Annotated in this window: 20 protein-coding genes; 3 read left to right on the forward strand and 17 right to left on the reverse strand. The window is 45.1% G+C overall.

From position 1 onward, the window contains the following. Positions 1-266: 266 nt before the first annotated feature. The 7 genes from rpmE to ACTWQL_RS17115 form a co-directional block, all read right to left on the reverse strand. Positions 267-467 carry a 50S ribosomal protein L31 gene (gene rpmE / locus ACTWQL_RS17085; protein ID WP_221567318.1) on the reverse strand — a complete coding sequence of 67 codons (201 nt, stop codon included), beginning with the start codon at positions 465-467 and terminating at the stop codon, positions 267-269. Positions 468-560: 93 nt separating this feature from the next. Continuing rightward, entirely contained in the window at positions 561-1,841 is a 1,281-nt protein-coding gene (gene rho, locus ACTWQL_RS17090) for a transcription termination factor Rho (protein WP_443143641.1), read from the reverse strand. A 392-nt stretch (positions 1,842-2,233) separates the two neighbouring features. Next, the gene (gene glpX, locus ACTWQL_RS17095) at positions 2,234-3,202 is read right to left on the reverse strand and encodes a class II fructose-bisphosphatase (RefSeq protein ID WP_443143642.1); all 969 of its coding nucleotides are present in this window, start codon (positions 3,200-3,202) and stop codon (positions 2,234-2,236) included. A 491-nt stretch (positions 3,203-3,693) separates the two neighbouring features. After that, positions 3,694-4,980, reverse strand: a complete 1,287-nt coding sequence (locus ACTWQL_RS17100) for a UDP-N-acetylglucosamine 1-carboxyvinyltransferase (protein ID WP_443143643.1) — start codon at positions 4,978-4,980, stop codon at positions 3,694-3,696. Between the two features lie 128 nt (positions 4,981-5,108). Further along, on the reverse strand, positions 5,109-5,759 hold the full coding sequence (gene fsa / locus ACTWQL_RS17105; protein ID WP_443143644.1) for a fructose-6-phosphate aldolase: 651 nt from the start codon (positions 5,757-5,759) through the stop codon (positions 5,109-5,111). Between the two features lie 299 nt (positions 5,760-6,058). After that, positions 6,059-6,922 carry a class II fructose-1,6-bisphosphate aldolase gene (fba, locus tag ACTWQL_RS17110; RefSeq protein ID WP_443143645.1) on the reverse strand — a complete coding sequence of 288 codons (864 nt, stop codon included), beginning with the start codon at positions 6,920-6,922 and terminating at the stop codon, positions 6,059-6,061. 509 nt (positions 6,923-7,431) lie between these two features. After that, positions 7,432-7,800, reverse strand: coding sequence for a response regulator (locus ACTWQL_RS17115; protein ID WP_261131107.1), 369 nt, complete (start codon positions 7,798-7,800; stop codon positions 7,432-7,434). A 393-nt stretch (positions 7,801-8,193) separates the two neighbouring features. Between ACTWQL_RS17115 and ACTWQL_RS17120 the strand changes: the two genes are divergently transcribed. Continuing rightward, on the forward strand, positions 8,194-8,709 hold the full coding sequence (locus ACTWQL_RS17120) for a DUF2529 family protein (RefSeq protein ID WP_443143646.1): 516 nt from the start codon (positions 8,194-8,196) through the stop codon (positions 8,707-8,709). Positions 8,710-9,421: 712 nt separating this feature from the next. On the opposite strand, the gene ACTWQL_RS17125 is transcribed toward ACTWQL_RS17120, so the two are convergent. The 3 genes from ACTWQL_RS17125 to icmF all read right to left on the reverse strand — a co-directional run bounded on the left by ACTWQL_RS17125 (position 9,422) and on the right by icmF (position 15,576). Further along, entirely contained in the window at positions 9,422-11,026 is a 1,605-nt protein-coding gene (locus ACTWQL_RS17125; RefSeq protein WP_443143647.1) for a CTP synthase, read from the reverse strand. Positions 11,027-11,367: 341 nt separating this feature from the next. Continuing rightward, positions 11,368-11,880 carry a DNA-directed RNA polymerase subunit delta gene (gene rpoE, locus ACTWQL_RS17130; RefSeq protein ID WP_443143648.1) on the reverse strand — a complete coding sequence of 171 codons (513 nt, stop codon included), beginning with the start codon at positions 11,878-11,880 and terminating at the stop codon, positions 11,368-11,370. 435 nt (positions 11,881-12,315) lie between these two features. Further along, positions 12,316-15,576: a fused isobutyryl-CoA mutase/GTPase IcmF gene (gene icmF, locus ACTWQL_RS17135; RefSeq protein ID WP_443143649.1), complete on the reverse strand. Its 3,261-nt coding sequence runs from the start codon at positions 15,574-15,576 to the stop codon at positions 12,316-12,318. 315 nt (positions 15,577-15,891) lie between these two features. On the opposite strand from icmF, the gene ACTWQL_RS17140 reads away from it, so the two are divergent. Beyond that, entirely contained in the window at positions 15,892-16,053 is a 162-nt protein-coding gene (locus ACTWQL_RS17140; protein ID WP_443143650.1) for a hypothetical protein, read from the forward strand. Between the two features lie 158 nt (positions 16,054-16,211). Here ACTWQL_RS17140 and ACTWQL_RS17145 read toward each other — a convergent pair whose 3' ends face one another. The 6 genes from ACTWQL_RS17145 to ACTWQL_RS17170 form a co-directional block, all read right to left on the reverse strand. Next, entirely contained in the window at positions 16,212-16,853 is a 642-nt protein-coding gene (locus tag ACTWQL_RS17145) for a TetR/AcrR family transcriptional regulator (RefSeq protein WP_443143651.1), read from the reverse strand. 65 nt (positions 16,854-16,918) lie between these two features. Next, entirely contained in the window at positions 16,919-17,863 is a 945-nt protein-coding gene (gene meaB, locus ACTWQL_RS17150) for a methylmalonyl Co-A mutase-associated GTPase MeaB (RefSeq protein ID WP_443143652.1), read from the reverse strand. A gap of 31 nt (positions 17,864-17,894) precedes the next feature. Further along, positions 17,895-19,037, reverse strand: a complete 1,143-nt coding sequence (locus ACTWQL_RS17155) for an acyl-CoA dehydrogenase (protein WP_443143653.1) — start codon at positions 19,035-19,037, stop codon at positions 17,895-17,897. Between the two features lie 442 nt (positions 19,038-19,479). Continuing rightward, positions 19,480-20,622 carry an acyl-CoA dehydrogenase gene (locus ACTWQL_RS17160; RefSeq protein WP_443143654.1) on the reverse strand — a complete coding sequence of 381 codons (1,143 nt, stop codon included), beginning with the start codon at positions 20,620-20,622 and terminating at the stop codon, positions 19,480-19,482. Between the two features lie 27 nt (positions 20,623-20,649). Next, on the reverse strand, positions 20,650-21,501 hold the full coding sequence (locus ACTWQL_RS17165; protein WP_443143655.1) for a 3-hydroxybutyryl-CoA dehydrogenase: 852 nt from the start codon (positions 21,499-21,501) through the stop codon (positions 20,650-20,652). Positions 21,502-21,517: 16 nt separating this feature from the next. Beyond that, positions 21,518-22,705 (reverse strand): acetyl-CoA C-acetyltransferase, encoded by a 1,188-nt coding sequence (locus ACTWQL_RS17170; protein ID WP_443143656.1) that lies wholly within the window; start codon positions 22,703-22,705, stop codon positions 21,518-21,520. Positions 22,706-22,933: 228 nt separating this feature from the next. Between ACTWQL_RS17170 and ACTWQL_RS17175 the strand changes: the two genes are divergently transcribed. Beyond that, complete coding sequence (locus ACTWQL_RS17175; protein ID WP_443143657.1) at positions 22,934-23,059, forward strand: hypothetical protein; 126 nt, start codon at positions 22,934-22,936, stop codon at positions 23,057-23,059. A 131-nt stretch (positions 23,060-23,190) separates the two neighbouring features. On the opposite strand, the gene ACTWQL_RS17180 is transcribed toward ACTWQL_RS17175, so the two are convergent. Continuing rightward, a complete protein-coding gene (locus ACTWQL_RS17180) occupies positions 23,191-25,329 on the reverse strand; it encodes a (Fe-S)-binding protein (protein WP_443143658.1) in 2,139 nt (712 codons plus the stop codon). Positions 25,330-25,497: the final 168 nt, after the last annotated feature.

The raw sequence follows: 25,497 nt of genomic DNA on the forward strand, positions 1-25,497 counted from the left end.
AAATGCACGTACACACAACTCCTATCCCCACTCTTGTTTCTCGTCAATTCAAGTGTACAGGTTATAGGAGCTTGTGTGTTTTTTTACGTGAATTTTTCTCATACCCCAACAAATATTGTAGAGCCATAAAAAAAGAAAGCTTAGCGAAGCCAAGCCTTTGGCCCAGGCTGAGCTTTAGCTGCACTTATATTGAAGAAAAAGATGTATTTTCTTCATATAGAAGTAAAAAACAGGCAGAAGGGCGTTCCCCTGCCTGTTTTAAGACCTTATTTAAGGTTGTATTTTTTCTTAAAGCGATCAACACGTCCACCTGCGTCAGCAAACTTCTGACGACCTGTGTAGAACGGATGACATTCAGAACAAATTTCAACGCGAATATCTTCTTTTACTGAACCTGTTTCAAATTCATTTCCACAAGCACAAGAAACTTTCGCTGTTTTGTAATTTGGATGGATTGCTTGTTTCATCCTATTCATCTCCTTCTGCCCTGAACCCTTGGGGAACAGAGTTATTTGCACACATGAGGTAGTATACCAATTTTTTAAACAGATTTCAACAATCTATTTGACGGTCATTTTCTTACCCTGGCCGGACCGCTCTTTCTCGAACATGTGGAAAAACTCCTCGTTCGTCTTCGTTTTCTTGATGCGTCTCATGAAATGTTCGACGAAATCATAGGAATCGTCCATCGTTTTCCGGATTGCCCAAAGGTGCTCAAGATGCTCTTTGGCAATAAGCATTTCTTCTTTTCTTGTACCGGAACGGCGGATATCGATTGCAGGGAAGATCCGGCGTTCTGCAAGCTTCCGATCGAGATGGAGCTCCATGTTACCAGTCCCTTTGAACTCTTCATAAATGACGTCGTCCATACGAGAACCTGTTTCGACAAGTGCAGTTGCCAAGATTGTCAGGCTTCCGCCATCCTCGATGTTACGCGCGGCACCGAAAAATCGCTTCGGTTTATGGAAAGCGGCTGGATCGATACCACCAGACAACGTCCTTCCGCTTGGCGGGATGACGAGGTTGTAAGCACGCGCAAGTCGAGTGATACTGTCCATCAAAATGACGACATCCTTCTTATGTTCAACAAGTCTCATCGCCCGTTCGAGCACAAGCTCAGCAACCTTGATATGGTTTTCAGGGACTTCATCGAACGTTGAACTGACGACATCTCCTTGAACAGAGCGTTCGATGTCCGTCACTTCTTCCGGACGTTCATCAATCAATAGGACGATCAATTCAGCATCAGGATGATTCGTCGTCACGCTATGCGCAATCTCTTTTAAAAGGGTCGTCTTACCAGCTTTAGGTGGTGCGACAATCAAACCACGCTGCCCGAAACCGACTGGAGAAATCATATCCATGACCCGAGTCGAAATATTTCTGGATGAAGTTTCCAGCGTCATCTTATCTTCAGGATACAAAGGCGTCAATGCTGGAAAATGGACACGTTCCTTCGCTGTATCTGGATCTTCACCATTTACAGCCGCAACGTGCAACAGCCCGTAGTAACGCTCATTTTCTTTTGGTGGACGGACCTTCCCAGAAACCTTGTCCCCATTTCTTAAATCGAACCGACGGATTTGAGATGCTGAAATGTAGATATCTTCAGAACTTGGAGAGTAATTGATCGGTCGTAAAAATCCAAAACCTTCTGTTGGTATGACTTCTAAAATACCTTCCATGAACGAAAGATCTTCTTTTTCAGCTTGCGCTTTCAGAATCGCAAAAATCAATTCCCTTTTGGTCAACTTGCTATAGTATGAAATCTTCAGCTCTTTGGCTCTTTCATACAAATCCTTGAGTTTCATATTTTCTAATTGTGCTAAATTTAATGTCATAGTACACCACTCTTCACGCTTATTTAAATGATATAGATCAAGGCAGGAATAAGGCCATTATATATTAGGCACTGTTAAAGTCCATTGTTTATGTTTGCGGAATTTATCCCTTTCCGCAGGCAATCCGCAAGCCTCGTCACTAGGCTCGCTTTTCTCGCAGGAGTGTCGCGAATTTCGCTAAAACAATGTTAACAACGCTAAAGATCAAAAAGTTTGTTTTGGAACGTTCTCTAATGTCATGGAAGGAAAGAAACGTTTTACAGAAGTGTTGTAAAAGAAGTATGTTGATGAAGCAAAAAATCAATAGATACATATATTCTACCCAAATATGACCACAATAATCAAGAGAATCACAATGCTGTCAGGTTAAACAGCATTGTGTCTTGAAAATGTCAGGGCCTGATTACTAGATTCGGCTTCTTTTTCAAGCTGTGCTTTCCATCGATAAAACGGACTGTTCCAGACTTCGCTCTCATGACCACAGACTGTGTCGTACCAACAGTGCCCTTGAACCGGACACCTTTCAGCAACTCACCGTCTGTCACACCTGTCGCAGCAAAAATCGCATCATCACCCTTTACGATATCCTCCATACGGAGAACGCGGTGGATGTCTTCAATCCCCATCTTTTTACAACGGGCAAGCTCTTCGTCTGTATGTGGAAGGAGTTTCCCTTGAAGCTCTCCTCCAAGGCATTTAAGCGCGACAGCTGCCAGCACACCTTCTGGCGCACCCCCGCTGCCTAGCAAAATATCAACACCTGTATCATCAAAAGCGGTATTGATCGCTGCAGCAACATCTCCATCCTGGATAAGCTTGATCCGAGCTCCGGCATCACGAACTTCTTGAATCAGCTTTTCGTGGCGTTCCCGATTCAAAATGACCGCAACGATATCCTCGATGTCTTTATTTTTCGCCTTGGCAACCGCTTGAAGGTTGTCCGAAACCGAAGCATCGATATCAACCATACCAACCGCTTCAGGGCCGACAGCGATTTTATCCATATACATATCTGGTGCATGCAGCAAATTCCCATGATCAGCAATCGCAAGGACTGCTAATGCATTCCAGGTTCCATTCGCAACAATATTCGTTCCTTCCAGGGGGTCAACTGCCACATCGACACGCGGTCCGTAACCCGTACCCAGCTTTTCTCCGATATAAAGCATAGGCGCTTCGTCCATTTCTCCCTCTCCAATGACGACCGTACCTTTCATTGGAACCGTATCGAACACATCACGCATTGCCGAAGTCGCAGCATCGTCAGCTTCTTCTTTCCGACCTCTTCCCATCCAACGGGCAGATGCAAGTGCAGCTGCTTCCGTCACACGGACAAGTTCCATGGATAAACTTCTCTCCATAACCTTTCTCCCCCTATAAAAGCTATTTGAAAAGGCTCTATCATACTTGAAAATAGTTTTTTACGAAATTCAAAGCCTTTGAAAAACAGTTCAATCTTAAGTTGATGAGTAACGATCACTGCCTAAAATTGTCACGTTCTATGACAAAGGCAGTTCTAGAACATCCTATTCGTCGAAAATCCGACGTTTATCATCCTTCGTTATATCAACGAATTAGAAACAAGGAGTTTGAGGCACGATGGTTTTGAGGAAGGCTACTGATTTAAAAAACATCATTGCTGCCTTGTACCGAGGAAGCTTTCCTCGGTAGGCTCACTTGCAGACGCAGGTACACAATGTTTTTCTTCACAGGTATCGTAGCCTCTTTGTCCTACATGAGGACCGGAAAAACCAAGTAACGACCACTCCCTAAAACCGTCACGTCCTGTGACAACGGCAGTACTAGAACATCCTATTCGTCGAAAATCCTACGTTTATCATTCGTTGATCGTTTAAGATTGATTAACCTCATCCAACTCTTCAATATCAAAATTCTCACGCCATACTTTTGCACCTAGTCCTTTGAGCTTTTCGACCAGATTCTCATACCCTCGGTCGACATGCTCGAGGTTCGAGATTTCTGTAACACCTTTTGCCATCAGACCAGCTACAATGAGCGATGCCCCAGCGCGTAGGTCAGAAGCTTTCACTTTTGCGCCTTCGAGCGGTGTCGGTCCGTTGATGATCGCCGACCGACCTTCAACTTTTACGTTGGCACCCATCCGTCTCAGCTCGTCGATATGTTTAAAACGCGAGCTATATATTGTATCGGTTACAATACTCGTCCCTTCAGTGCTTGTTAATAATGCAGTAAAAGGCTGTTGCAAATCCGTAGCAAAGCCCGGATAGACAAGTGTCTTGATATCTACGCTGTTCAGTTTTCTGCCGCGGCGGACGAAAACCGTGTCATCAGCTTGTTCAATATGGACACCCATTTCACGCAGCTTCGCAATCAATGACTCCAGGTGGAGCGGGATTACGTTATCAATTGTGACTCCGTTCCCCATCGCAGCTGCCAGGATCATATAAGTCCCAGCTTCGATTCTGTCAGGGATGATCGAATGACGACAGCCGTGCAAGGAGTCAACACCATCGATCCGAATGACATCCGTCCCGGCACCTTTGATCTTTGCACCCATGCTGGAAAGTAGTGTAGCGACATCAATGATTTCAGGTTCTTTAGCTGCATTTTCAATGATTGTCCTGCCTTTTGCACGAACTGCCGCAAGCATGATGTTAATCGTCGCACCGACACTTACAACATCAAGATAGATTCGGGCGCCGACGAGTTCATCTGCACGCAAATAGATCGCACCCTGTTCGTTCGTTACTCTTGCGCCGAGTGCTTGAAAACCTTTTATATGTTGATCAATTGGACGAGGGCCCAGGTTACACCCACCAGGGAGTCCGATGACTGCTTTTTTGAATCGTCCAAGCATGGCACCCATCAAATAATAGGATGCTCTCAGCTTTTTCACTTTCCCATTCGGAAGTGGCATGGAAATCATGTTTTCTGGATGTACAGTAAGGGTGTTATCTTCTAAGTGCACTTCCCCACCGATGTCTTCTAGTAAGTCGCGTAAGATGCCCACATCCGAGATGCTTGGGAGATGGTCGATCGTAACAGTCGAATCAGCTAGAATGGCAGCCGGTATCAATGCAACCGCACTGTTCTTCGCGCCGCTGATCTGAACCGTACCTTCTAGGGGATGTCCTCCCTCGATCATTAATTTCTCCATTGCTTTCTCCCTTCTTCGCCTTCTGAAAAATAAAATCAAGAAGTCAAAAACTGTTATCGTTAGTGTAAGCAAAAAATCTATTTTTATCCAATATTTTCCGTATTGGTTTATGTTCGAATTGTTAAAATTCAGCTTTTATTTTGACTATTGTTCCAATCTGCCAAAAACTTTTCAATCCCCTGGTCCGTCAATGGATGATTCATCAATTGGGATAAGACCTTTGATGGGATGGTAGCGATATGAGCGCCTCTAAGTGCCGCTTCCGTCACATGAATCGGATTGCGGATAGAAGCAGCTATGATTTGGGATTCGATTTTATGGACATTGAAAATTTCCGCGATTTCCGAAATCAGTGATAAACCGTCCTGTCCAATGTCATCCAATCTTCCTAAAAACGGAGACACATAAGTCGCACCAGCACGCGCTGCCAACAATGCCTGATTTGCTGAGAAAATCAATGTGACGTTTGTTTTGATACCCAACTCTGTGAATGTTTTAACCGCTTTCAATCCATCTTTTGTCATTGGGACTTTGACTGTGATGTTAGGTGCGATCGCTGCTAGCTCTTTTCCCTCTTCAACCATTTCATCATAAGTCAATCCGATTACTTCAGCACTGACAGATTCCGATACGATCGATGTGATTTCCTTCAAGCGTTCGTGAAAATCGACACCTTCTTTAGCGACTAATGATGGATTCGTCGTCACACCGCCCAGGATTCCAAGCTCATGTACTTCGCGAATTTCATCAATATTCGCAGTATCAATAAAGAATTTCATAGGATGTATCACTCCTTATGTCTATAAAACTTTCGTTCATGCATCTAAAAATTAGTGGGTTTTGTTTCTAGTGAGGGAAGGTCCAACTAATGTTTTAAGAGGTTGACTCATGGATGTCTGATCCCGCCATCCCTTTACAACCAAGCTTCAATGAATCAGACTCCTCCATTTTAACATCAATTTTGTTGAAGATGTTGGTTTTGGAGGTTTCTGACTATTTGTGAAGCCGTTGGGCTGGAGGTGCCTGACATTTGTTATGTGAGTCAACCCCTTAGTCATCAGTCTATCGTCATTTCAATTTATGCTTTGTTTGAAGAACCGAATTCACGCATTTTACCTTTTACCGTGTCCTTGATTGCATCGCGTGCAGGTCCTAGGTATTTACGAGGGTCATACAATTCTGGTTTTTCAGCAAGTACTTCACGTACTGCTTTTGATGCTGAGAGTTGGCTTTCAGTGTTGACGTTGATCTTTGCGTGTCCAAATGAAATAGCCTTCTTGACATCAGCTGTCGGGATACCTGTTCCACCGTGAAGAACAAGTGGTACTCCTGTCAATTCACTGATTTCCTTCATACGATCGAATCCAAGGTTAGGCTCTCCTTTATAAGGGCCGTGGACCGATCCTAATGCTGGTGCGAAACAATCTACTCCTGTTTCACGTATAAGCTGATCGCATTCAGCTGGGATTGCGTATGCTGCTTCAGCATCGTCAACGATCAAGTCATCTTCCTGTCCGCCGATACGTCCAAGTTCTGCTTCTACAGAAACACCAACAGCGTGGGCAACTTCAACGACTTTTTTCGTTAGAGCGATGTTTTCTTCAAGGGGATGGTGAGATCCGTCGATCATGACAGAAGTGAATCCTGCATGAATTGCTTCCACACACTTTTCGAAGCTTGAACCGTGGTCAAGATGTATAGCTACGGGAACAGTTACATTGTATTCTTCCATCAAGGATTCAACTAGATTGACAACCGTCTTGAATCCACCCATGTAACGGGCAGCACCTTCTGAAACTCCACAGATAAGAGGAGATTTTTCCTCTTCAGCAGCCTGAAGAATCGCTTGTGTAAACTCCAGGTTGTTCAGGTTGTATTGTCCTACTGCATATCCTTCTGCTTTTGCTTTTTCGAGCATTTCCTTCATTGAAACTAAAGGCATAAACAATTTCCTCCTTGTAGGTATCGAGCACCATAATTTTCAGTATAAGTATTCGTTCAAACAGCAGGCTGAATGCCCTTTGAACTTCATTTAAATAGGCTTTGTTAATATTTTTGGGTTGATTTTTGCGAAATTCACTCCCTTTCCGCGGGCGATCCGCAAGCTCCTCGCGAGTTCCTCGCTGTGGGGTCTCGCCAGGCTCGCTTTTCCCGCAGGAGGGTCGCAATTTCGCTTCAATCAAACTCAGCCAATAATCTACATCACTATTAACAAAGCCTTTAAAATAAAGCCGCTTACGACTCCATTACATATAACCTCAATAAAAACAATTATAGCATATCAATTTTAAACGGAATCCGCAATCGATAAAGCAAATAGGGTTGTCCGAAAGTTCTTTTTCTCCGGCAAAAATACATACCATTCCTTAAGACGGTGTTATGTACGAATGCTGTGCTGGAGGTTTGATACCTTTCAAAGACAACCCTTATTATTTGCTTATGTTTTATCGATTATGAACGTATTGGTAAATGTTTCTTAACGACCTCGCGGATTTCGTCGATGTCGAAAGGTTTCGCGAAATGAGTGATAGCTCCTAAATCCATAGCTTCATGAATCATATCGAGCTCGCCATAAGCTGTCATGATGATGACACCTACACTCTGGTCGACTTTCTTTACACGACGTAAGATTTCCAGCCCATCCATACCCGGGATTTTCATATCAAGGATTAAGAGATCAGGCTTTTCATTTTCAACGATGGACAGTGCTTGAACACCATTTGCCGCTTGAAAGGTCTGATATCCTTCTTTTTTGAAAATCTCATTTAACAGGATTCGGATTCCATACTGGTCATCAACAATAAGTATTTTGCCTTTCATACCTTATCCCACCCTAGTTTCCATGTTGTTGTAAATTTCCCATACCACTATCTCTTAACATATTTCGATTAATATTTTAAAATTCCTTCTCCCTCGTCAAAATCTACCATTTAATTTAATATCTAAATTTAATTTCATATTTTATTTTTGAATCATAGCGATTTGCGAAATTCACTCCCTTTCCGCGGACGATCCGCAAGCCACCTCGTTTTTCCCGCAGGAGTGTCGTGAATTTCGCTTACAGAAATTTTTTTTATGAAATTAAACATTAGCACTAAGCATGTAATTATTAGAATAACGTATAAAAACCTACTAAAATAACTTTAATAGAGCCAAAAGAATGAATTCGCTATACTGAGGGTATGAATACTAACGTTTAGAGAGGTGATTTGGATGCTGAAAATATTCACGACACAGCTGTCCGGTGTTTTTAAAAAGATAGATGAACAAGAAGACGATACGCTGGAAGATTGCTCCCGGTTGTTGGCCCAGACCATTACCGGAAATGGCACAATCCACATAAAAGGGTTTGGTGAACTTGAGGGTATCGCTTCTGCTATTACAGGAAGCAGCGAAAGTCTCCCAGCATGTGTTCCATATGGCGAGAATGTCGTTGAAGCTGGCGATTGCATCCTGGCGTTTGCCAATAAAGCACGGGACATAGAGATGGAAAAATTGGTCGCGCAGGCAGAATCAGAGGGTATATCTGTGGTGAGTGTCGCTGCAGTCGAAAAAGGAGATGAACCGATTCCAAATGAAGAATTTCATATCGACACAAAATTATTGAAACCTTTAGTCCCAGGTGATGATGGAGAACGGATCGGCTATCCTGTCTTTATGTTAGCCTTATATATCTACTATGCCCTGTACTTTAATACGAATGAAATGCTTGCGGAATACGACGAATAATTTTAATCTTATTAAATTTTTTTATTTTTTTTAATATTTTAGAAGGGAATTTGTAAAATGATGGAGAAATATATGTTAAAGCATGACAAAAGTCACGCTTTTCAGCCTTCTCCTTTTCTACAGCCTAATCTTAATCCCCTCGTCTTTCATAGTCCCCACCCTACTCCCCAAAGCTATGAATAAGACAAAAACGACCCGTTTTGATACTTCACCTAAGGCTGTAGATCGGGCCACATACATAATAGTGGATAGTAAGGACCATTCAAGTTACGTTCATTTCGGAAACCAGCGACGAAATGATCGTGACTTGTTTTGGTTTGGCTCTGTTAAAAAATGATGGGTTGTTCTGTGAAGTTCACTGGCGAACCGTGAGCCTCCTCACGAACTTGGAGAGTTCGTTGCGGGTTCTCACCTGGCTCGCTGTCCCTGTAGGAGGCTCGTGAATTTCGTTGCAAAGCCGAGCCTTTGGCGCAGGCTGAGTCTTAGTTGACCTGAAGAAAGTATTTAATACTTTCTTTAAGTGTCAAAAATACAACTGTCCAAAACTCTTGGAACTTTACAACTTTTTGAGAAAAAATTGTGAAAAGCAATTCCTTTTCCTTCGTGCGGTGTATTGCTTCCGAAGCCGCCAGCTTGTGCACTTATATTGAAGAAAGTTCTTTATATGTAAAAAAGCTGACCAAAGTATAAACTCTGATCAGCACTCTTATCTTTACTTTTTCAAATTAGTAGCTGCATTCACGAATTCTCTGAATAACGGCTGTGGTTTTGTCGGTCTTGAGATGAATTCAGGATGGAACTGTGAAGCTACGAACCATGGATGATCCTTCAACTCGATGATTTCGACAAGACGACCGTCCGGGCTTGTCCCTGAGAATAAGAAACCAGCATTCTCCATTTGTTCACGGTACTCATTATTGAACTCAAAACGATGGCGGTGACGTTCATAGACGACCTCATCGTTATAAGCCGCAAACGCATTGGTGCCTTTTCTAAGCTTACAAGGATATAGGCCTAAACGTAATGTTCCACCTAGATCTTCAACATCCTTCTGCTCAGGCAGCAAGTCAATCACTGGGTGCGTTGATGCTGGATCGATTTCAGCAGAATGCGCATCTTCATATCCTAAAACATTACGTGCGAACTCTACTGATGCGAGTTGCATACCAAGACAGATTCCGAACATTGGTACGTTGTTTTCACGCGCATAGCGGATCGCTGAAATTTTCCCTTCGATTCCACGATCTCCAAAACCTCCTGGCACAAGGATTCCGTCAGCGTCTTCTAGGAGTTCCTTCACGTTTTCATCTGTCACTTCTTCTGAATTGACCCAATGGATATCAATGTCTGTATCAAACTCGTAACCCGCATGACGAAGGGATTCTACAACAGAAATATATGCATCCGGTAATGCGACATATTTTCCGACGATTGCGATTTTCGTCTTGTTTTTCAAGTTCGTAACGCGGTTGACGAGCTCTTTCCAATCGTCCATATCCGCTTCTTTACAGTTCAGCTTCAAATGATTACATGTAATTTGGTCAAGCTTTTGTGCTTGTAAGGCAAGAGGAACTTCATACAACGTATCGGCATCCATCGCTTCAATAACCGCGTTAGGGTTGATATCACAGAATAACGCGATCTTGTCTTTCATCTCCTGCGGAAGCGGCATTTCGTTCCGAACAACGATGACATTCGGCTGGATCCCAAGACTGCGCAGTTCTTTTACACTGTGCTGAGTTGGCTTCGTCTTCATTTCACCTGCAGCTTTTATATAAGGGACAAGCGTACAGTGGATGTACATGACATTTTCAACACCGATATCACTCTTGATCTGGCGGATCGCCTCGAGGTATGGAAGACTTTCAATATCACCGACTGTACCACCGATTTCAGTGATGACCACATCGGCATTCGTTTCACGTCCAGCACGGAAAACACGTTCTTTGATTTCGTTCGTGATGTGCGGAATGACTTGAACTGTTCCGCCAAGGTAATCCCCGCGACGCTCTTTTTTCAAGACTGTCGAATAAATTTTCCCTGTCGTAACGTTGCTATATTTATTTAGATTTATATCGATAAAACGCTCATAGTGACCTAAATCAAGGTCTGTTTCAGCTCCATCATCCGTAACGAATACTTCCCCATGCTGATATGGACTCATCGTTCCCGGATCAACATTGATGTATGGATCGAACTTTTGAATTGTCACATTCACTCCACGGTTTTTCAGAAGACGTCCCAGCGAGGCTGCCGTAATGCCTTTTCCAAGAGATGAAACTACCCCACCGGTTACAAAGATATACTTTTTCGTCATGTTGGTTCCCCCTTTGAGATCAATATGTTTGATTGGTTCTTTTGCCTATTCAAAATGTACCTGTAATGAAAACGGGAGTGCTTTATCTGTTCAACTCTGTTAGATAGTATTCTCATCCATGTAAAACTTAACAGCTTCAAATCGATGTGTTGGTGTTGATTACGGAAACCAACAAGAAAACTCTAACCAAAAATAAAAAAACAAAAGCGACACCTGCCCTGTATGGGGGGCGCTTTTGTTTAAGATTCGTAAAATAAACTATTAAATTCGCCATTAATTTAAGACTATAAGTAAAGCCCAAAAATGATTCTATCTACTTTCTTGTCAATTGTCAAGATTATTTATTTTTCTTTCTCTTTTTCCTCTTCTTCCTCATCTGCAATGTCTTCATCTGAATCATCGTCATCATCAGAAAGATCTTCATCCTCAAAGTCCACATAGTCTTCTTCGTCTTCATCGTCATCAAAATCGTCGTCAAGATCGTCGAAGTCTTCTTCTAAATCCTCTTCAAAGTCTTCGAGATCCTCGTCATCATCCAATTTCGCTTTCGCTTTTTTACGTTTCTTAGGTTTGATCGTTGTTGCCAGCTCTTCATCGCTGCTTTCAACTGGGTACCATACTTTCAATCCCCATTGGTTATCCCCGACACAAACGAAACGACCATCGATATTGATGTCCGTGTAGAATTGAGCAACCCGTTGTTTTTGCTCTTCTGGGCTCAAATTTCGCATTTTAGAAACTTGCCCCATCAATTCAGTAAAAGGAGTCGGTTTCTTGTTATCTTTTAAAATATGAAATGCGATTTCAAGCATTGAAACTTCCTTTAGTTCTTCCTTAGAATACGTATCCAGCATCTACAGGCACGTCCTTTCTCTCGTTAATCAGTCGTTAGAGACTAATCTATAAACAAGGCTCACTTTACGAAATCGGCTGCCGACAGCAAAATCTTTCCTTACCGATTTATTCTAAGCTCACCTAGCCATAACTAACGTAATCATACCATCCATTATAAACAAATTCTCTAAAGATATGCTATAGCTCTGCACAATTTTTTCAAATTATTCAGGTGAAAATTCCTATATTGAGGGTAGCAATCATCCCGAACTACAAAAAAATGAAGATTTCTTCAAAAATTTTAAAATAACTACAAAAGTGAGGAAATAACAACAAAAACGAGTGGATTAACTACAAAAATGAAAAAAAGCAAGTAACAACATCACAGAAAAAGAACCACCTCGAAGAAGAATCGTTCGAGATGGTTCCTTACTATATCATTTTTCGTCAACGTTTTACATATTCCGTCGGTATTTTCCACCAACTTCATAAAGTGCACGTGTAATCTGTCCAAGGCTTGCATGACGGACCGTTGTCATCAACTCTTCAAACAGGTTGCCGCCTGACAATGCTGTCTGCTTCAAGCGATGTAGAGCCTCAGTCGTTTTATCCGCATGCTTTTCCTGGAAGGAACGCAAACTAGCGATTTGCTTTTCCTTTTCTTCTTTCGTGGCACGTGCCAATTGAAGGTTGAAGTCGTCCTCCGATGGTGGGTTCGGATTCAGGTACGTATTCACTCCGATGATCGGCAATGATCCATCGTGCTTCTTCATCTCGTAATACATCGACTCTTCCTGAATCTTACCACGCTGGTATTGTGTTTCCATCGCACCGAGTACGCCGCCTCGGGAATTGATGCGTTCAAATTCCTGAAGCACTGCTTCCTCGACGAGATCCGTCAACTCTTCGATGATGAATGAACCTTGCAGCGAGTTTTCATTTTTCGCTAGACCGAGTTCCTTTGTGATGATCATTTGGATCGCCATTGCACGTCGTACGGATTCTTCCGTCGGTGTCGTGATCGCTTCATCATAGGAATTCGTATGCAGCGAATTACAGTTATCATAGATCGCCATCAACGCTTGTAACGTCGTACGGATATCATTGAAGTCGATTTCCTGCGCGTGCAGAGAGCGTCCTGAGGTTTGGATATGGTACTTCAGCTTCTGGCTTCGCTCATTGGCTTTATATTTATTTTTCATGACCGCTGCCCAGATCCTTCTCGCTACGCGGCCGATAACGGTATATTCCGGATCGAGACCGTTACTGAAGAAGAAGGACAGATTCGGTGCAAATGTATCGATGTCCATCCCACGGCTCAAATAGTACTCTACATACGTGAAGCCGTTTGCGAGCGTGAGGGCAAGCTGCGTGATCGGGTTCGCACCTGCTTCAGCAATATGATATCCAGAGATCGATACAGAATAGTAGTTACGGACTTTGTTGTCGATGAAATACTCTTGAATATCCCCCATCAAACGAAGCGCAAATTCAGTTGAGAAGATACATGTGTTCTGTCCCTGGTCTTCCTTCAGGATATCCGCCTGGACCGTTCCACGAACAACCGACAATGTCTTCGCTTTGATGTCATCCGCTTCTGCTTCTGTCGGCTTCCGGCCATTTTCTTCTTCAAAACGAGCAAGCTGTTGATCGACCGCCGTATTCATATACATCGCAAGGATGATCGGCGCTGGTCCATTGATCGTCATTGAAACGGATGTTGACGGTGCAGTCAGATCGAAACCTGCATAAAGCTTCTTCATGTCTTCGAGTGTACAGATGCTGACGCCGCTTTCCCCGACTTTTCCGTAAATGTCCGGGCGGTAATCTGGGTCTTCGCCATATAATGTCACTGAGTCGAAAGCTGTACTGAGACGCTTTGCCTCGTCATCCTTCGAAAGATAGTGGAATCTGCGGTTCGTGCGCTCAGGAGTCCCCTCACCAGCAAATTGGCGCTTCGGATCCTCCCCTTTTCGTTTAAAAGGAAATACGCCAGCTGTGAACGGGTAGCGTCCCGGAACGTTTTCGAGCATTGACCAGCGGATGATTTCACCCCAGTCCTTGTATTTCGGTAGTGCGACTTTAGGGATATCAAGTCCAGAAAGACTTCGTGTCTTGAGCTCTGTCACGATTTCCTTATCACGGATCTTCGTCACGAACTCATCTTTGCTGTATTGTTCTTTTAACGTATTCCATCCATCTAGAATTTCCTTCGCTTCAGGATGGAGCTTCTTCTCGTAACCTTTTTTCACATCGGTCAACGTACGGATGGTCACTTCGCCGTCCGCATTCGTTTCTTCGATTGCTTCAAGTGTTCCTTCGATCTGGAACATTTTACGAGCTGTTTCGGATTGTTCCTTCACATATTCATGATAACCGCGTACGGATTGCACGATTTCATTCAGATAGCCGACACGGTCCGGCGGGATGATCATGTTCTGTTTTTCGACTTTCCCTTTTGTATCGAAAGACGTTTCCCACCCTAGATTGAATTTTTCATTCAAAACATTCACAAGTGCGCTGAAAAGGATGTTCGTGCCAAGGTCATTGAACTGGCTTGCGATCGTACCGAACACCGGCATGTCATCAAGATCTTTATCGAAAAGCATACGGCTCCGCTGGTATTGCTTTTTCACATCGCGTAATGCGTCCTCTGAACCTTTACGATCGAATTTGTTGATCGCGATCAAGTCTGCATAGTCGATCATATCGATTTTTTCAAGCTGGGATGGTGCACCGAATTCGCTTGTCATCACGTACATCGATGCGTCCGAGATTTCCACGATTTCAGCGTTCCCTTGCCCGATTCCGCTCGTTTCAACGATGATCAGGTCATAGCCCGCAGCTTTTACGACCGAAAGCGCGTCGGTGATCGCTTCAGACAGCTCAGTTTTCGAACCACGTGTTGCAAGGCTTCTCATATAAACACGTGGTGAGTGGATCGCGTTCATACGGATCCGGTCTCCAAGCAGCGCTCCTCCTGTTTTTTGTTTCGTCGGATCAACGGACAGAATTGCGACTGTCTTATCCTCGAATTCATTCAAATAACGGCGGACGAGTTCATCTGTCAAAGAACTTTTACCCGCACCACCTGTTCCTGTGATCCCGAGGACAGGGACTTTATTCGCCATTTCCTTCATTTGCGTGATCGCTTTTTCAGCAGTCGCAGCCATTTCCTTCTGTGTTTTTCCGAAGTTCTCAGCAACCGTGATCAATCGCGCAACTGCTCTCGGTTCTTTCGCCTTGAGATGCTCCATTTCATCGGTTAGATCTGAGAACGTTGGGAAATCACAATCCTTGACCATCTGGTTGATCATGCCCTGCAGGCCGAGCGTCCGACCGTCTTCAGGTGAGAAGATACGGGCAACGCCGTACTCATGCAGTTCCTTGATTTCCTTCGGGATGATGACGCCTCCGCCACCTCCGTATACACGAATATGGGAAGCTCCATTTTCTTTTAAAAGATCGATCATGTATTTGAAATATTCAACATGCCCGCCCTGGTAGGAGGAGATGGCGATTCCCTGGACATCCTCCTGGATGGCAGCCTGCACGACTTCATCGACGGAACGGTTATGTCCTAGATGAATGACTTCCGCTCCACTAGCTTGGATGATTCGACGCATGATGTTGATGGAAGCGTCATGGCCATCGAAAAGACTTGCGGCTGTAACAAAACGAACATGGTTCTTCGGTTTGTATACTTCTTTTTCCATTTTAGGCTTGCTCCTTTCGTCGGTTGGTTCATTTTTCTGTGTTGGCTGTTTTCGCAAACTTTGTTGCTCTTGCACTTAAAGAAAGTATAAAATACTTTCTTCAGTATAAGGGCAACTAAGGCTCGACCTACAAAAGGCTTGGTCTGGCCAAGTTTTCTTTAAAAGTCGTTGATTTCCGCTCCAGGATGCTCGCTTTCCGCGGGGCGTGCCGTGAGCCCACTCGTCGCCTTGCGACCTCAGGAGTCTCCTTTTCAAGGAAGCATTTGTGCTCCTGCGTCTACAAGAAAGTCCTGTCGAAGCTAGCTTCCTCGTCGCATGCCTTGCGAGGAGATTATTCAAGTAGAAGGCACGCTGATCCCGCAGGACAAGGAAAGCTTCGGCAGCGTTACATCGCACGAAGAAAATGCGATTTTCATTTTCGAGGAGTCTCGCACCTTGCTCTCCAATCAACTCGCACAAGGTGATTTTTTAAAATGACTCAAAAGCAACAATCTTTTAGAAAAGAGCCTATGTTTTATATATATCAACGGGGGCGAGCGTTTTATCGGCGATTTTGATAAAATATCAGCGATTCCTAGAATATATCAGCGGTCCGAGATCATTCGCCATTTTTCCGACACCCTCGCTTTCAAACTCTAAACCTTACTTGCCGGCCTGCCCATTTCGATTCCGTTCAATAAAAGCTGGATTTGGAATTTTGTGTACGCTTCCAAATCATAGTTCTTCTGCAGCGCCCATCGTCTGAACGTCCACATCTGTCCTTGAATCAGAATGGTATGTGCAAGCAGACTGACTTCCTCTTCCGATAAAGAGAGGTTACCTGCATCGACCGAGCGCTGGATCAGCCTTTCGAATATTGCTGTCATCTCGATTTCTTTACGTAAGACGTACGGAAGTGCCTCATCTGATAAGGATTTCGCTTCCTGATACATGACAAGGACCTCATCCTGCATTTCATCCATTACTTTAAAATACGCAGCGATCGCTTCCTTGAGCCTGTTTATCCCTGGCTGATCCATGACGATCTCACTTTGCAGGCGAGTCCGCACCTCATCGTAGATGGAATCACAGACAAGATACAGCACATCTTCCTTCGATCGGATGTACTCGTAAAGGGTGCCGATGCTGAATCCAGCTGCTTTTGCGATTTCTCTTGTGGTCGTCCGATGGAATCCCTTGTCCTTGAAAAGCGTTACGGCTGCTTTCACCATTTCTTCACGACGCTTTTGTATGAGCTTCTCGTCTTTGACTAGTGAAGGTACTTTCTTCTTCCCCAACGTCATCCCTCTCTCTTAGTCGATATCGTTTATACGCTTTGTAGTCTCACATCTGGTGGATTCGTCTAGCGTTCTTTTTTACCTAAGTTAAGCTCCAACAATATGTTCGCTGCAGCAGTGTAAGGATCGATTTCTCTCCGTTCGATCTGTTCTCTCCAGTCTCCATCCTGTTGATCCTGCTCTATCTTTTTCATGAGTTCATAATGAACGACTTCCAGCACTTCATCTTGTAAAATACGCGTCTTTTTACGTTCGCCTTCTCCGCTTTCCTCAAGGTACTGCAAATGCTTTCGGACCAGGTCCCAGACGTCTTCAAGACCTTTGTTCTGTGTGGAAATCGTTTTGGCGATCGGGGGACGGTAATCCGCGTCATGCTTGACAAGATCGAGCAGCCCTTCGATTTCCGTCATCAATTTTGATACTCCCGGAAGGTCTGCTTTATTGATGATGAACAGGTCCGCAATCTCCATGATCCCAGCCTTGAAAACCTGCACCACATCTCCGCTTCCAGGGTTCAGGACCACCGCTGTCGTGTCCGCCACTTTCATGATATCCAGCTCCGATTGACCGACTCCGACCGTCTCCACGAGGATGACGTCAAACCCATAGGCATCCATCATCCGGACCGTCTCTTTGGTGGTCCGCGCAAGTCCGCCAAGACTTCCACGGGTCCCCATACTGCGGATATACACCCCTGGATCTGTGAAATGCTCTGCCATTCGTACCCGGTCCCCAAGCAATGCCCCACCGCTGAAAGGACTTGTCGGATCGACAGCGACAATCCCGACAGTCAATTTTTTCGCTCGCAAGTACTGAATGAAGCGATTGACGAGCGAGCTTTTCCCCGCGCCCGGAGAACCTGTGATTCCGATGATATGTGCGCCTTTGCCCTGGTCATGCAGTTCTTTTAAAATCGTGAGCTTATCTGGATGATCGTTCTCAAGGAAGCTGATTCCTCTCGCTAACGCTCTCACGTCTTTTTCAACTATTTTCTTGGCGAGGTCATGCATGGGTGGTCCTCCTCGTTCGTCAATACTGCTATCAATCTGCCAGAAGCATTCTCGAAATGACGAGTCGCTGGATTTCGTTTGTTCCTTCGTAGATTTGAGTGATTTTCGCATCACGCATGTAACGTTCTACCGGATAGTCCTTCGTATAGCCATAACCGCCATACACTTGCACCGCTTCTGTCGTCACTTCCATCGCGATATCACCGGCAAACAGCTTCGACATCGCGGACTCTTTACCATATGGCATACCTTCGCTCTCTTTCCAAGCCGCTTGATAGGTTAAAAGTCTTGCAGCTTCAACCTTCGTCGCCATGTCCGCTAATTTAAACCCGATTCCCTGCTGCAAACCGATCGGTTTACCGAACTGCTGACGCTCTTTCGCGTAGCTGGTTGACGCATCCAGTGCACCCTGCGCGATTCCGACTGCTTGTGCTGCGATCCCGTTACGACCGCCGTCCAGTGTCTGCATCGCGATTTTAAAACCTTCGCCTTCTTCACCTAAGCGGTTTTCAACTGGAACGCGGCAATCTTCAAAAATGATCTCCAATGTCGGGGAGGAACGGATGCCGAGTTTCTTTTCCTTTTTACCGAAAGAGAATCCAGGCGTTCCTTTTTCCACGATGAATGCGGAGATCCCTTTGTGCTTCTTCTCAGCGTCGGTTACTGCGAACACGACATAGATTTCAGCGTCTCCACCATTCGTGATGAAAATTTTCGAACCGTTCAACACGTACTCATCACCGTCAAGGCGTGCTGTCGTTTTCATTTTAGCCGCGTCAGATCCGGATCCCGGTTCAGTCAGACCGTATGCACCAAGCTTTTTCCCTTCAGCCATAGGACGCAGGAATTTCTGCTTCTGCTCTTCTGTACCGAATTTATAGACCGGCCAGCCTGCAAGTGACGTATGTGCAGATAGGGTTACCCCTGTTGACGCACAGACACGTGATAATTCTTCCACTGCAATGACGTAGCTCAGGTAATCCGAACCGATTCCGCCGTACTCTTCCGGCCAAGGAATACCTGTAAGACCGAGTTCTGCCATCTGATCGAATAGCGAACGGTCGAAGCGTTCTTCCTCATCACGTTCTGCAGCTGTCGGTTCCACCTCGTTCTTCGCAAAATCACGGACCATCTTCCTAAGCATTTCATGTTCTTCTGAAAGTTGAAATTGCATGCTTCCCTCTCCCTTATCCACTAAGTTTATTTATTTGGTCACATTCTGGGTAATCTGTTCAGTTTTCGGGTTATTCTGTTCAGTTTTCAAGATATTCTGTTCACTTCTCGCGTTATTCTGTTCACTTTTGTGATTAATCTGTTCACTTCTCAGATAATTTGTTCACTTTTCCATTTTTTCTGTTCACTTTCCCGAATAATTTGTTCACTTCTCAAGATAATCTGTTCAGTTCTCATCTCAGAGATCATCTTCGCCGTTTATCACCTCTGAAAATCAGCGAATTAGAGACAAGAAGTTCAAGGCACGATGGTTTTGACGACCGGATAATGAAACCGGCTAAAACCGTCACGTCCTTTGACAACGCCGGTCCTAGTACATCCTGTACGTCGAAGGACCGGAAAAACCAAGTAACGCGGAAATTCGCAGTTTATCATTCGCTGATTCAGCTGTTCATCAAATGCTTGCTTATAACTAACCGCTGTATCTCGCTCGTGCCTTCATAGATTTCACAAACTTTCGCATCTCGGAAAAGCCGTTCGACAGGGTATTCCTTTGTATAGCCATACCCGCCGTGTACTTGGACTGCTTCAATTGCTGCTTTGGTCGCAATAGTCGATGCGAAGAGCTTCGCCATGGAAGCATCCTTTCCACAAGGTTTTCCGAGTGATTTCAGATTCGCAGCTTTATAGGTCAGTAACTTCGCACCTTCAACCTGGGTAGCCATGTCAGCAAGCTTAAATCCGACGCCTTGCTGTAAGCCGATCGGCTTACCAAACTGCTGACGTTCTTTTGCATAGGCTGTGGAGTACTCAAGAGCCGCTTCAGCGATTCCCATTGCCTGAGCCGCGATTCCGATCCGTCCGATATCAAGGTTTGCCATTGCAATTTTAAAGCCCATTCCTTCTTCACCCAGACGGTTTTCCGCCGGTACACGGCAGTCCTCGAAGATGAGCTGGCTTGTGTTTGAACCGTTCAGCCCCATCTTTTTCTCTTTCTTACCGACTACAAAGCCTGGTGTATCTTTTTCAACGATAAAAGCTGTAATACCACGGCTTCCTTCACCTGGATCCGTCGATGCAAAAACGATATAGACATCCGCTTCACCAGCGTTTGTGATGAAAACCTTCGATCCGTTCAGAATGTAATGATCCCCATCTCGGACAGCTCTTGTCTTCAATCCGCCTGCATCGGACCCAGCGCTCGGTTCTGTCAGCCCGAATGCCCCAAGGTATTGGCCGCTCGCGAGCTTCGGCACATATTTTTTCTTCTGTTCCTCCGTACCGAAGTAATAAATCGGATTCGTCCCTACAGACGTATGCACCGATAAAATGACGCCGACTGTTGCACTGACCCTTGAAAGTTCGTTGATCGCAATGATATAGGATGTAAAATCCATCCCTGCTCCGCCGTATTCTTCAGGGACCGGAATACCCATCAACCCGAGCTCACCCATTTTATCAATGACCGCTCTTGGGAATTTGTCCTTTTCATCCATATCCTCTAAAATCGGGCGGATTTCCGCTTCAGCAAAATCGCGGACCATCTTACGCATCATTTCTTGTTCTTCTGTAAAACGAAGATTCATCGTCCTCCCCCTTTCGATGCACAACGGCTAGTTGTACTCATAAAATCCTTTGCCGGTTTTCTTACCTAGCCAGCCTGCTTTCACATATTTACGCAGCAATGGACATGGGCGGTATTTATCGTCACCGAATCCTTCGTAAAGCGTTTCCATAATATACAGGCACGTATCCAGACCGATGAAATCAGCGAGTGTCAATGGTCCCATTGGGTGGTTCATACCGAGTTTCATCACTTCATCAATCGCTTCAGGCTCAGCCACACCTTCATACACTGTGTAGATTGCTTCGTTGATCATCGGCATCAGGATACGGTTTGACACGAAACCAGGGAAGTCATTCACTTCAACAGGTACTTTATTGAGTGCTTTCGTCGTATCTTCGATCACTTTATAGGTTTCATCCGTTGTAGCGAGCCCGCGGATGATTTCAACAAGTTTCATGACCGGAACCGGATTCATGAAGTGCATGCCAATCACTTTTTCTGGACGATTTGTCGACGCCGCGATTTCTGTAATCGGTAAAGATGATGTATTCGTCGCAAGAATGGCATGTTCGGGAGCAATTTCATCAAGGTGCGTGAAGAGCTTGCTTTTGATATCAATATTTTCGACCACTGCTTCGACGACAAGGTCGACATCCGATGCGTTATTCAGGTCAGTGGAAAGGACCAAACGGCTTATTACCGCATCCGCCTGTTCTCTTGTCATCCGCTCTTTTTCCACTTGGCGGTTCATGTTCTTCGTGATATAAGCCATTCCTTTTTGTACAATATCTTCTTTCAAGTCATGTAAAACCACGCTAAAATCCGCTTGAGCGAAGACCTGTGCGATTCCTGCTCCCATCTGTCCTGCTCCGACTACCATTACTTTTTTGATTTGCATGTGGATCCTCCTCGTTTTATTGCTTCTCTACTTCGACCATGACAGCATCGCCTTGACCACCGCCACTGCAAATGGCTGCGATTCCGATTCCACCGCCGCGACGCTTCAATTCATGGATCAACGTGATGATGATTCTTGCTCCGCTTGCCCCGATCGGGTGTCCGAGTGCGACCGCGCCGCCGTTGACGTTCACTTTTTCCGGATCAAGCTCTGCGATTTGCGAGCTGACAAGAGCTACTGCAGCAAATGCTTCGTTCACTTCGAACAGATCGATTTCATCTAATGATTTTTCTGTCTTCTTTAAAAGTTCGTTGATTACGACACCCGGTGTTTGCGGGAAGTTTTCAGGTTCCATCGCGATCGCTGTATGACCAAGGATCGTTGCCATCACTTGTTTGCCTTCTATTTTCGCACGTTCTTCTGACATGAGAACGAGCGCTCCTGCACCATCGTTGACACCAGGTGCATTGCCGGCTGTAATCGAGCCTTGTGGGTCGAAAACCGGCTTCAGGCTTCCGAGTCGTTCGACTGTCGTGTCTTTTCGCGGTGCTTCATCTTGTTCAACGACGAGCGGGTCACCTTTACGCTGCGGCACTTCCACCGCTACGATCTCTTCTGACAGCCTTCCTTCTTCAATTGCTGATACAGCACGTTGATGGCTGTGGTAAGCCCACTCATCCTGCTTTTCTCTCGTGAGACCGTATTCGTTTGCTGTCGAGTTCCCGTAATTCCCCATGTGGACACCTTTGAAGGAACATGTGAGGCCGTCAGATACCATGGAATCGACGACTTTCGCATCACCCATCCGTAATCCCCAACGTGCTTTCGGCATCATATACGGAGCATTGCTCATCGACTCCATACCCCCTGCAACGATCACTTCTTCATCACCAGCACGAATGATCTGGTCTGCAAGCGTCACGCTTCGCATACCAGAAGCACACACTTTGTTGATCGTTTCCGTTTTGACTTCCCACGGGATATCCGCGTAGTTCGCTGCTTGACGAGACGGGATTTGCCCCTGGCCCGCCTGTAGGACGGACCCCATGATCACCTCATCGACATCCTTTGGTGAAATGCCAGCGCGTACCAGTGCTTCCTTGATTGCAACTCCTCCAAGTTGTGAAGCGGTAAGTGAACTGAGTGCTCCGCCGAACTTGCCGAATGGCGTTCTCACGCCGCTAACGATTACTGTCTTCCCCATGTGTAATTCCTCCTTTTTTTCATCAAACCAGGTGGATATTTTTAAAAACGCTGCGTAATTTTAGAAGGCTGTATTCGCAAACTTTGTTGCTCTTGAAAGTCGTTGATTTCCGCGGGGCGTGCGGTGAGCCCACTCGTCCCCTTGTGACCTCAGGAGTCTCCTTTTCAAGGAAGCATTTGTGCTCCTGCGTCTACAAGAAAGTCCTGTCGAAGCGAGCTTCCTCGTCGCATGCCTTGCGAGGAGATTATTCAGGTAGTAGGCACGCTGATCCCGCAGGAGTCCCGCACCTTGCTCTCCAATCAACTTGCACAAGGTGATTATTTAAAAATAACTCAAAAATCAATAATCTTTTAGAAAAGAGCCTTTTAGAAAATGAAACTTTTTACAACACAAAACTTTCGAGCGAACGCTCAATCGGACCGTTGTCATTAGAAAGAGATCAGGAGACGATCCACACCGTCTCTGATCTTCTTCTCCTAATCCGGTTATTGCGCGATACGCTGTTTTTCATCACCCAGTACGGATTTCTCTAAAATTTCCACGACGTCTAGCGTCTGGACATTATCTTCGACTTCCTTCGCTTTCGTTCCGTCACTCAACATCGTCAAGCAGTAAGGACATCCGCTTCCGATCATGGTCGGATTCACTTCAAGTGCCTGCTCTGTACGTGCGACATTGACACGGTTGCCAGCGTCCTCTTCCATCCACATCATACCGCCACCAGCACCACAGCACATTCCGTTTTGGCGGCTGCGGTTCATCTCGACGACCTTGACACCCGGAATCGCTTTCAAAATGTCACGAGGTGGTTCATAAACCTCGTTGTAACGTCCGAGGTAGCAAGAATCGTGATAGGTGATCGTCTCATCGACTTCATGCGTCGGCTTCAAGCGACCTTCTCGAATCCATTCTGCCAACAGCTCTGTATGGTGATAGACTTTAACGTCTTCAAGACCGAAGTCAGGGTATTCATTTTTAAACGTGTTATAGGCATGCGGATCGATCGTGATGATCTTCTCCACATCATGCTTTTTGAACAGCTCGATATTTTTCGTCGCGATTTCCTGGAACAAGAACTCGTTTCCGATACGGCGTGGCGTGTCACCAGAGTTCTTTTCTTTGTTACCGAGGATCGCGAACTTGATGCCAGCCGAGTTCAACATGCGAGCTAGTGACAGCGCGATTTTTTGACTACGGTTGTCATAAGAGCCCATTGAGCTGACCCAGAAGAGGTACTCGAACTCTTCTCCTGCTTTTTCAACTTCTTTTACAGTCGGGATATGGACATCTTCATGTCCGTCGCGCCAATCTTCACGTTCCTTACGGCTGAGTCCCCAAGGATTTCCTTGACGTTCGATGTTCTGGATCGCGCGCTGTCCATCTGCATCCATCTTTCCTTCTGTCAATACGAGGTAACGTCTCATATCGATGATCTTGTCGACGTGTTCATTCATGACAGGGCATTGGTCTTCACAGTTACGACAAGTCGTACAAGCCCAGATTTCTTCTTCAGTGATGACATCGCCAATCAAGTCGATCGTATATTCAAACCCACGGCTGCCTTCTTCTACGGCTGCAGCTGTTTCTTGATTTCCTTTCCCTTGCGCAGCGATCGCGAGCTGGTTACCGGTCGTATTATTGAATGCGACCGCCGGAACCCATGGTGTACGTGAAGTGATCGCTGCACCCTTTTCCGTTAGATGGTCACGTATTTTTATGATCAAATCCATCGGCGAAAGCATTTTTCCGGTACCTGTCGCAGGACAGACGTTGGTACAGCGTCCACATTCGACACATGCATACAAGTCCACGAGCTGTTTCTGGTTGAATTCCTCAACCTTACCGACACCGAATGTTTCTTGTGATTCATCTTCAAAGTCAATTGCCGCCAGTCTTCCCACCTTATGTGTACGACCAAGGAATACGTTGATCGGTCCTGCAATCAAATGAGCATGCTTCGATTGCGGTACGTAGACTAAGAATGTGAGCAAAATCAACAGATGGACCCACCAGGACACATAGAACAAAACGACTGCACCAGTCTTTCCAACCCATCCGAATAAAAAGGCGATCGTACTTGCCACTGGTGCTGTCCAAGAGAGCTCAAGGTCATGCCAGATGATCTCCATACCGTTTCCGAACAAGACGGAAAGCATCAACCCTCCGATGAATAATAGGACTAGTCCAGCTTTAAATCCGCGCTTCAAACGGACGAGCTTTTCAATATAACGGCGGTAAAATGCCCAAAGCACCGCTACAAGGATCATCAGCGTCACAAACTCCTGGAACAACGTGAACGCTGGATATAACGGACCAAACGGCAGGTGCGATTCCGGCTTCAGCCCTTTCCAAATCATATCAATGGCACCGAACTGCACCATGATGAACCCATAGAACATCATGACATGGATGATGCCGCTTTTCTTATCCTTCAATAGCTTTTTTTGACCAAATACGTTCACTAAAATCGATTGAAGACGTTCTTTCATCGTATGGTCGAATTCAGCTTTCTTCCCTAGCTTGATATACTCATATCGCGTTCTCACAACATAAGCGAACAAATAAATTCCGTAAGCGGTTACAAAAAGGAATGCAAGCCAGTTGATGATCAATAATGTATCCATGATTTCGTATAGCCCCCTTCAGTTTCTCATGTGGTTACAATAGTAATGATTATTAGGACCTCAATTCAGAATGAAACTAATTTTCTGACATTATTATAGCATAAATTTTAATGAATGAGCATTCAGTCGACGAATTTTTTCCGAAAAATTTCAAATCTCTATTGTATC

Source organism: Pseudalkalibacillus sp. R45, from assembly GCF_052246725.1.
Classification (GTDB): domain Bacteria; phylum Bacillota; class Bacilli; order Bacillales; family Fictibacillaceae; genus Pseudalkalibacillus.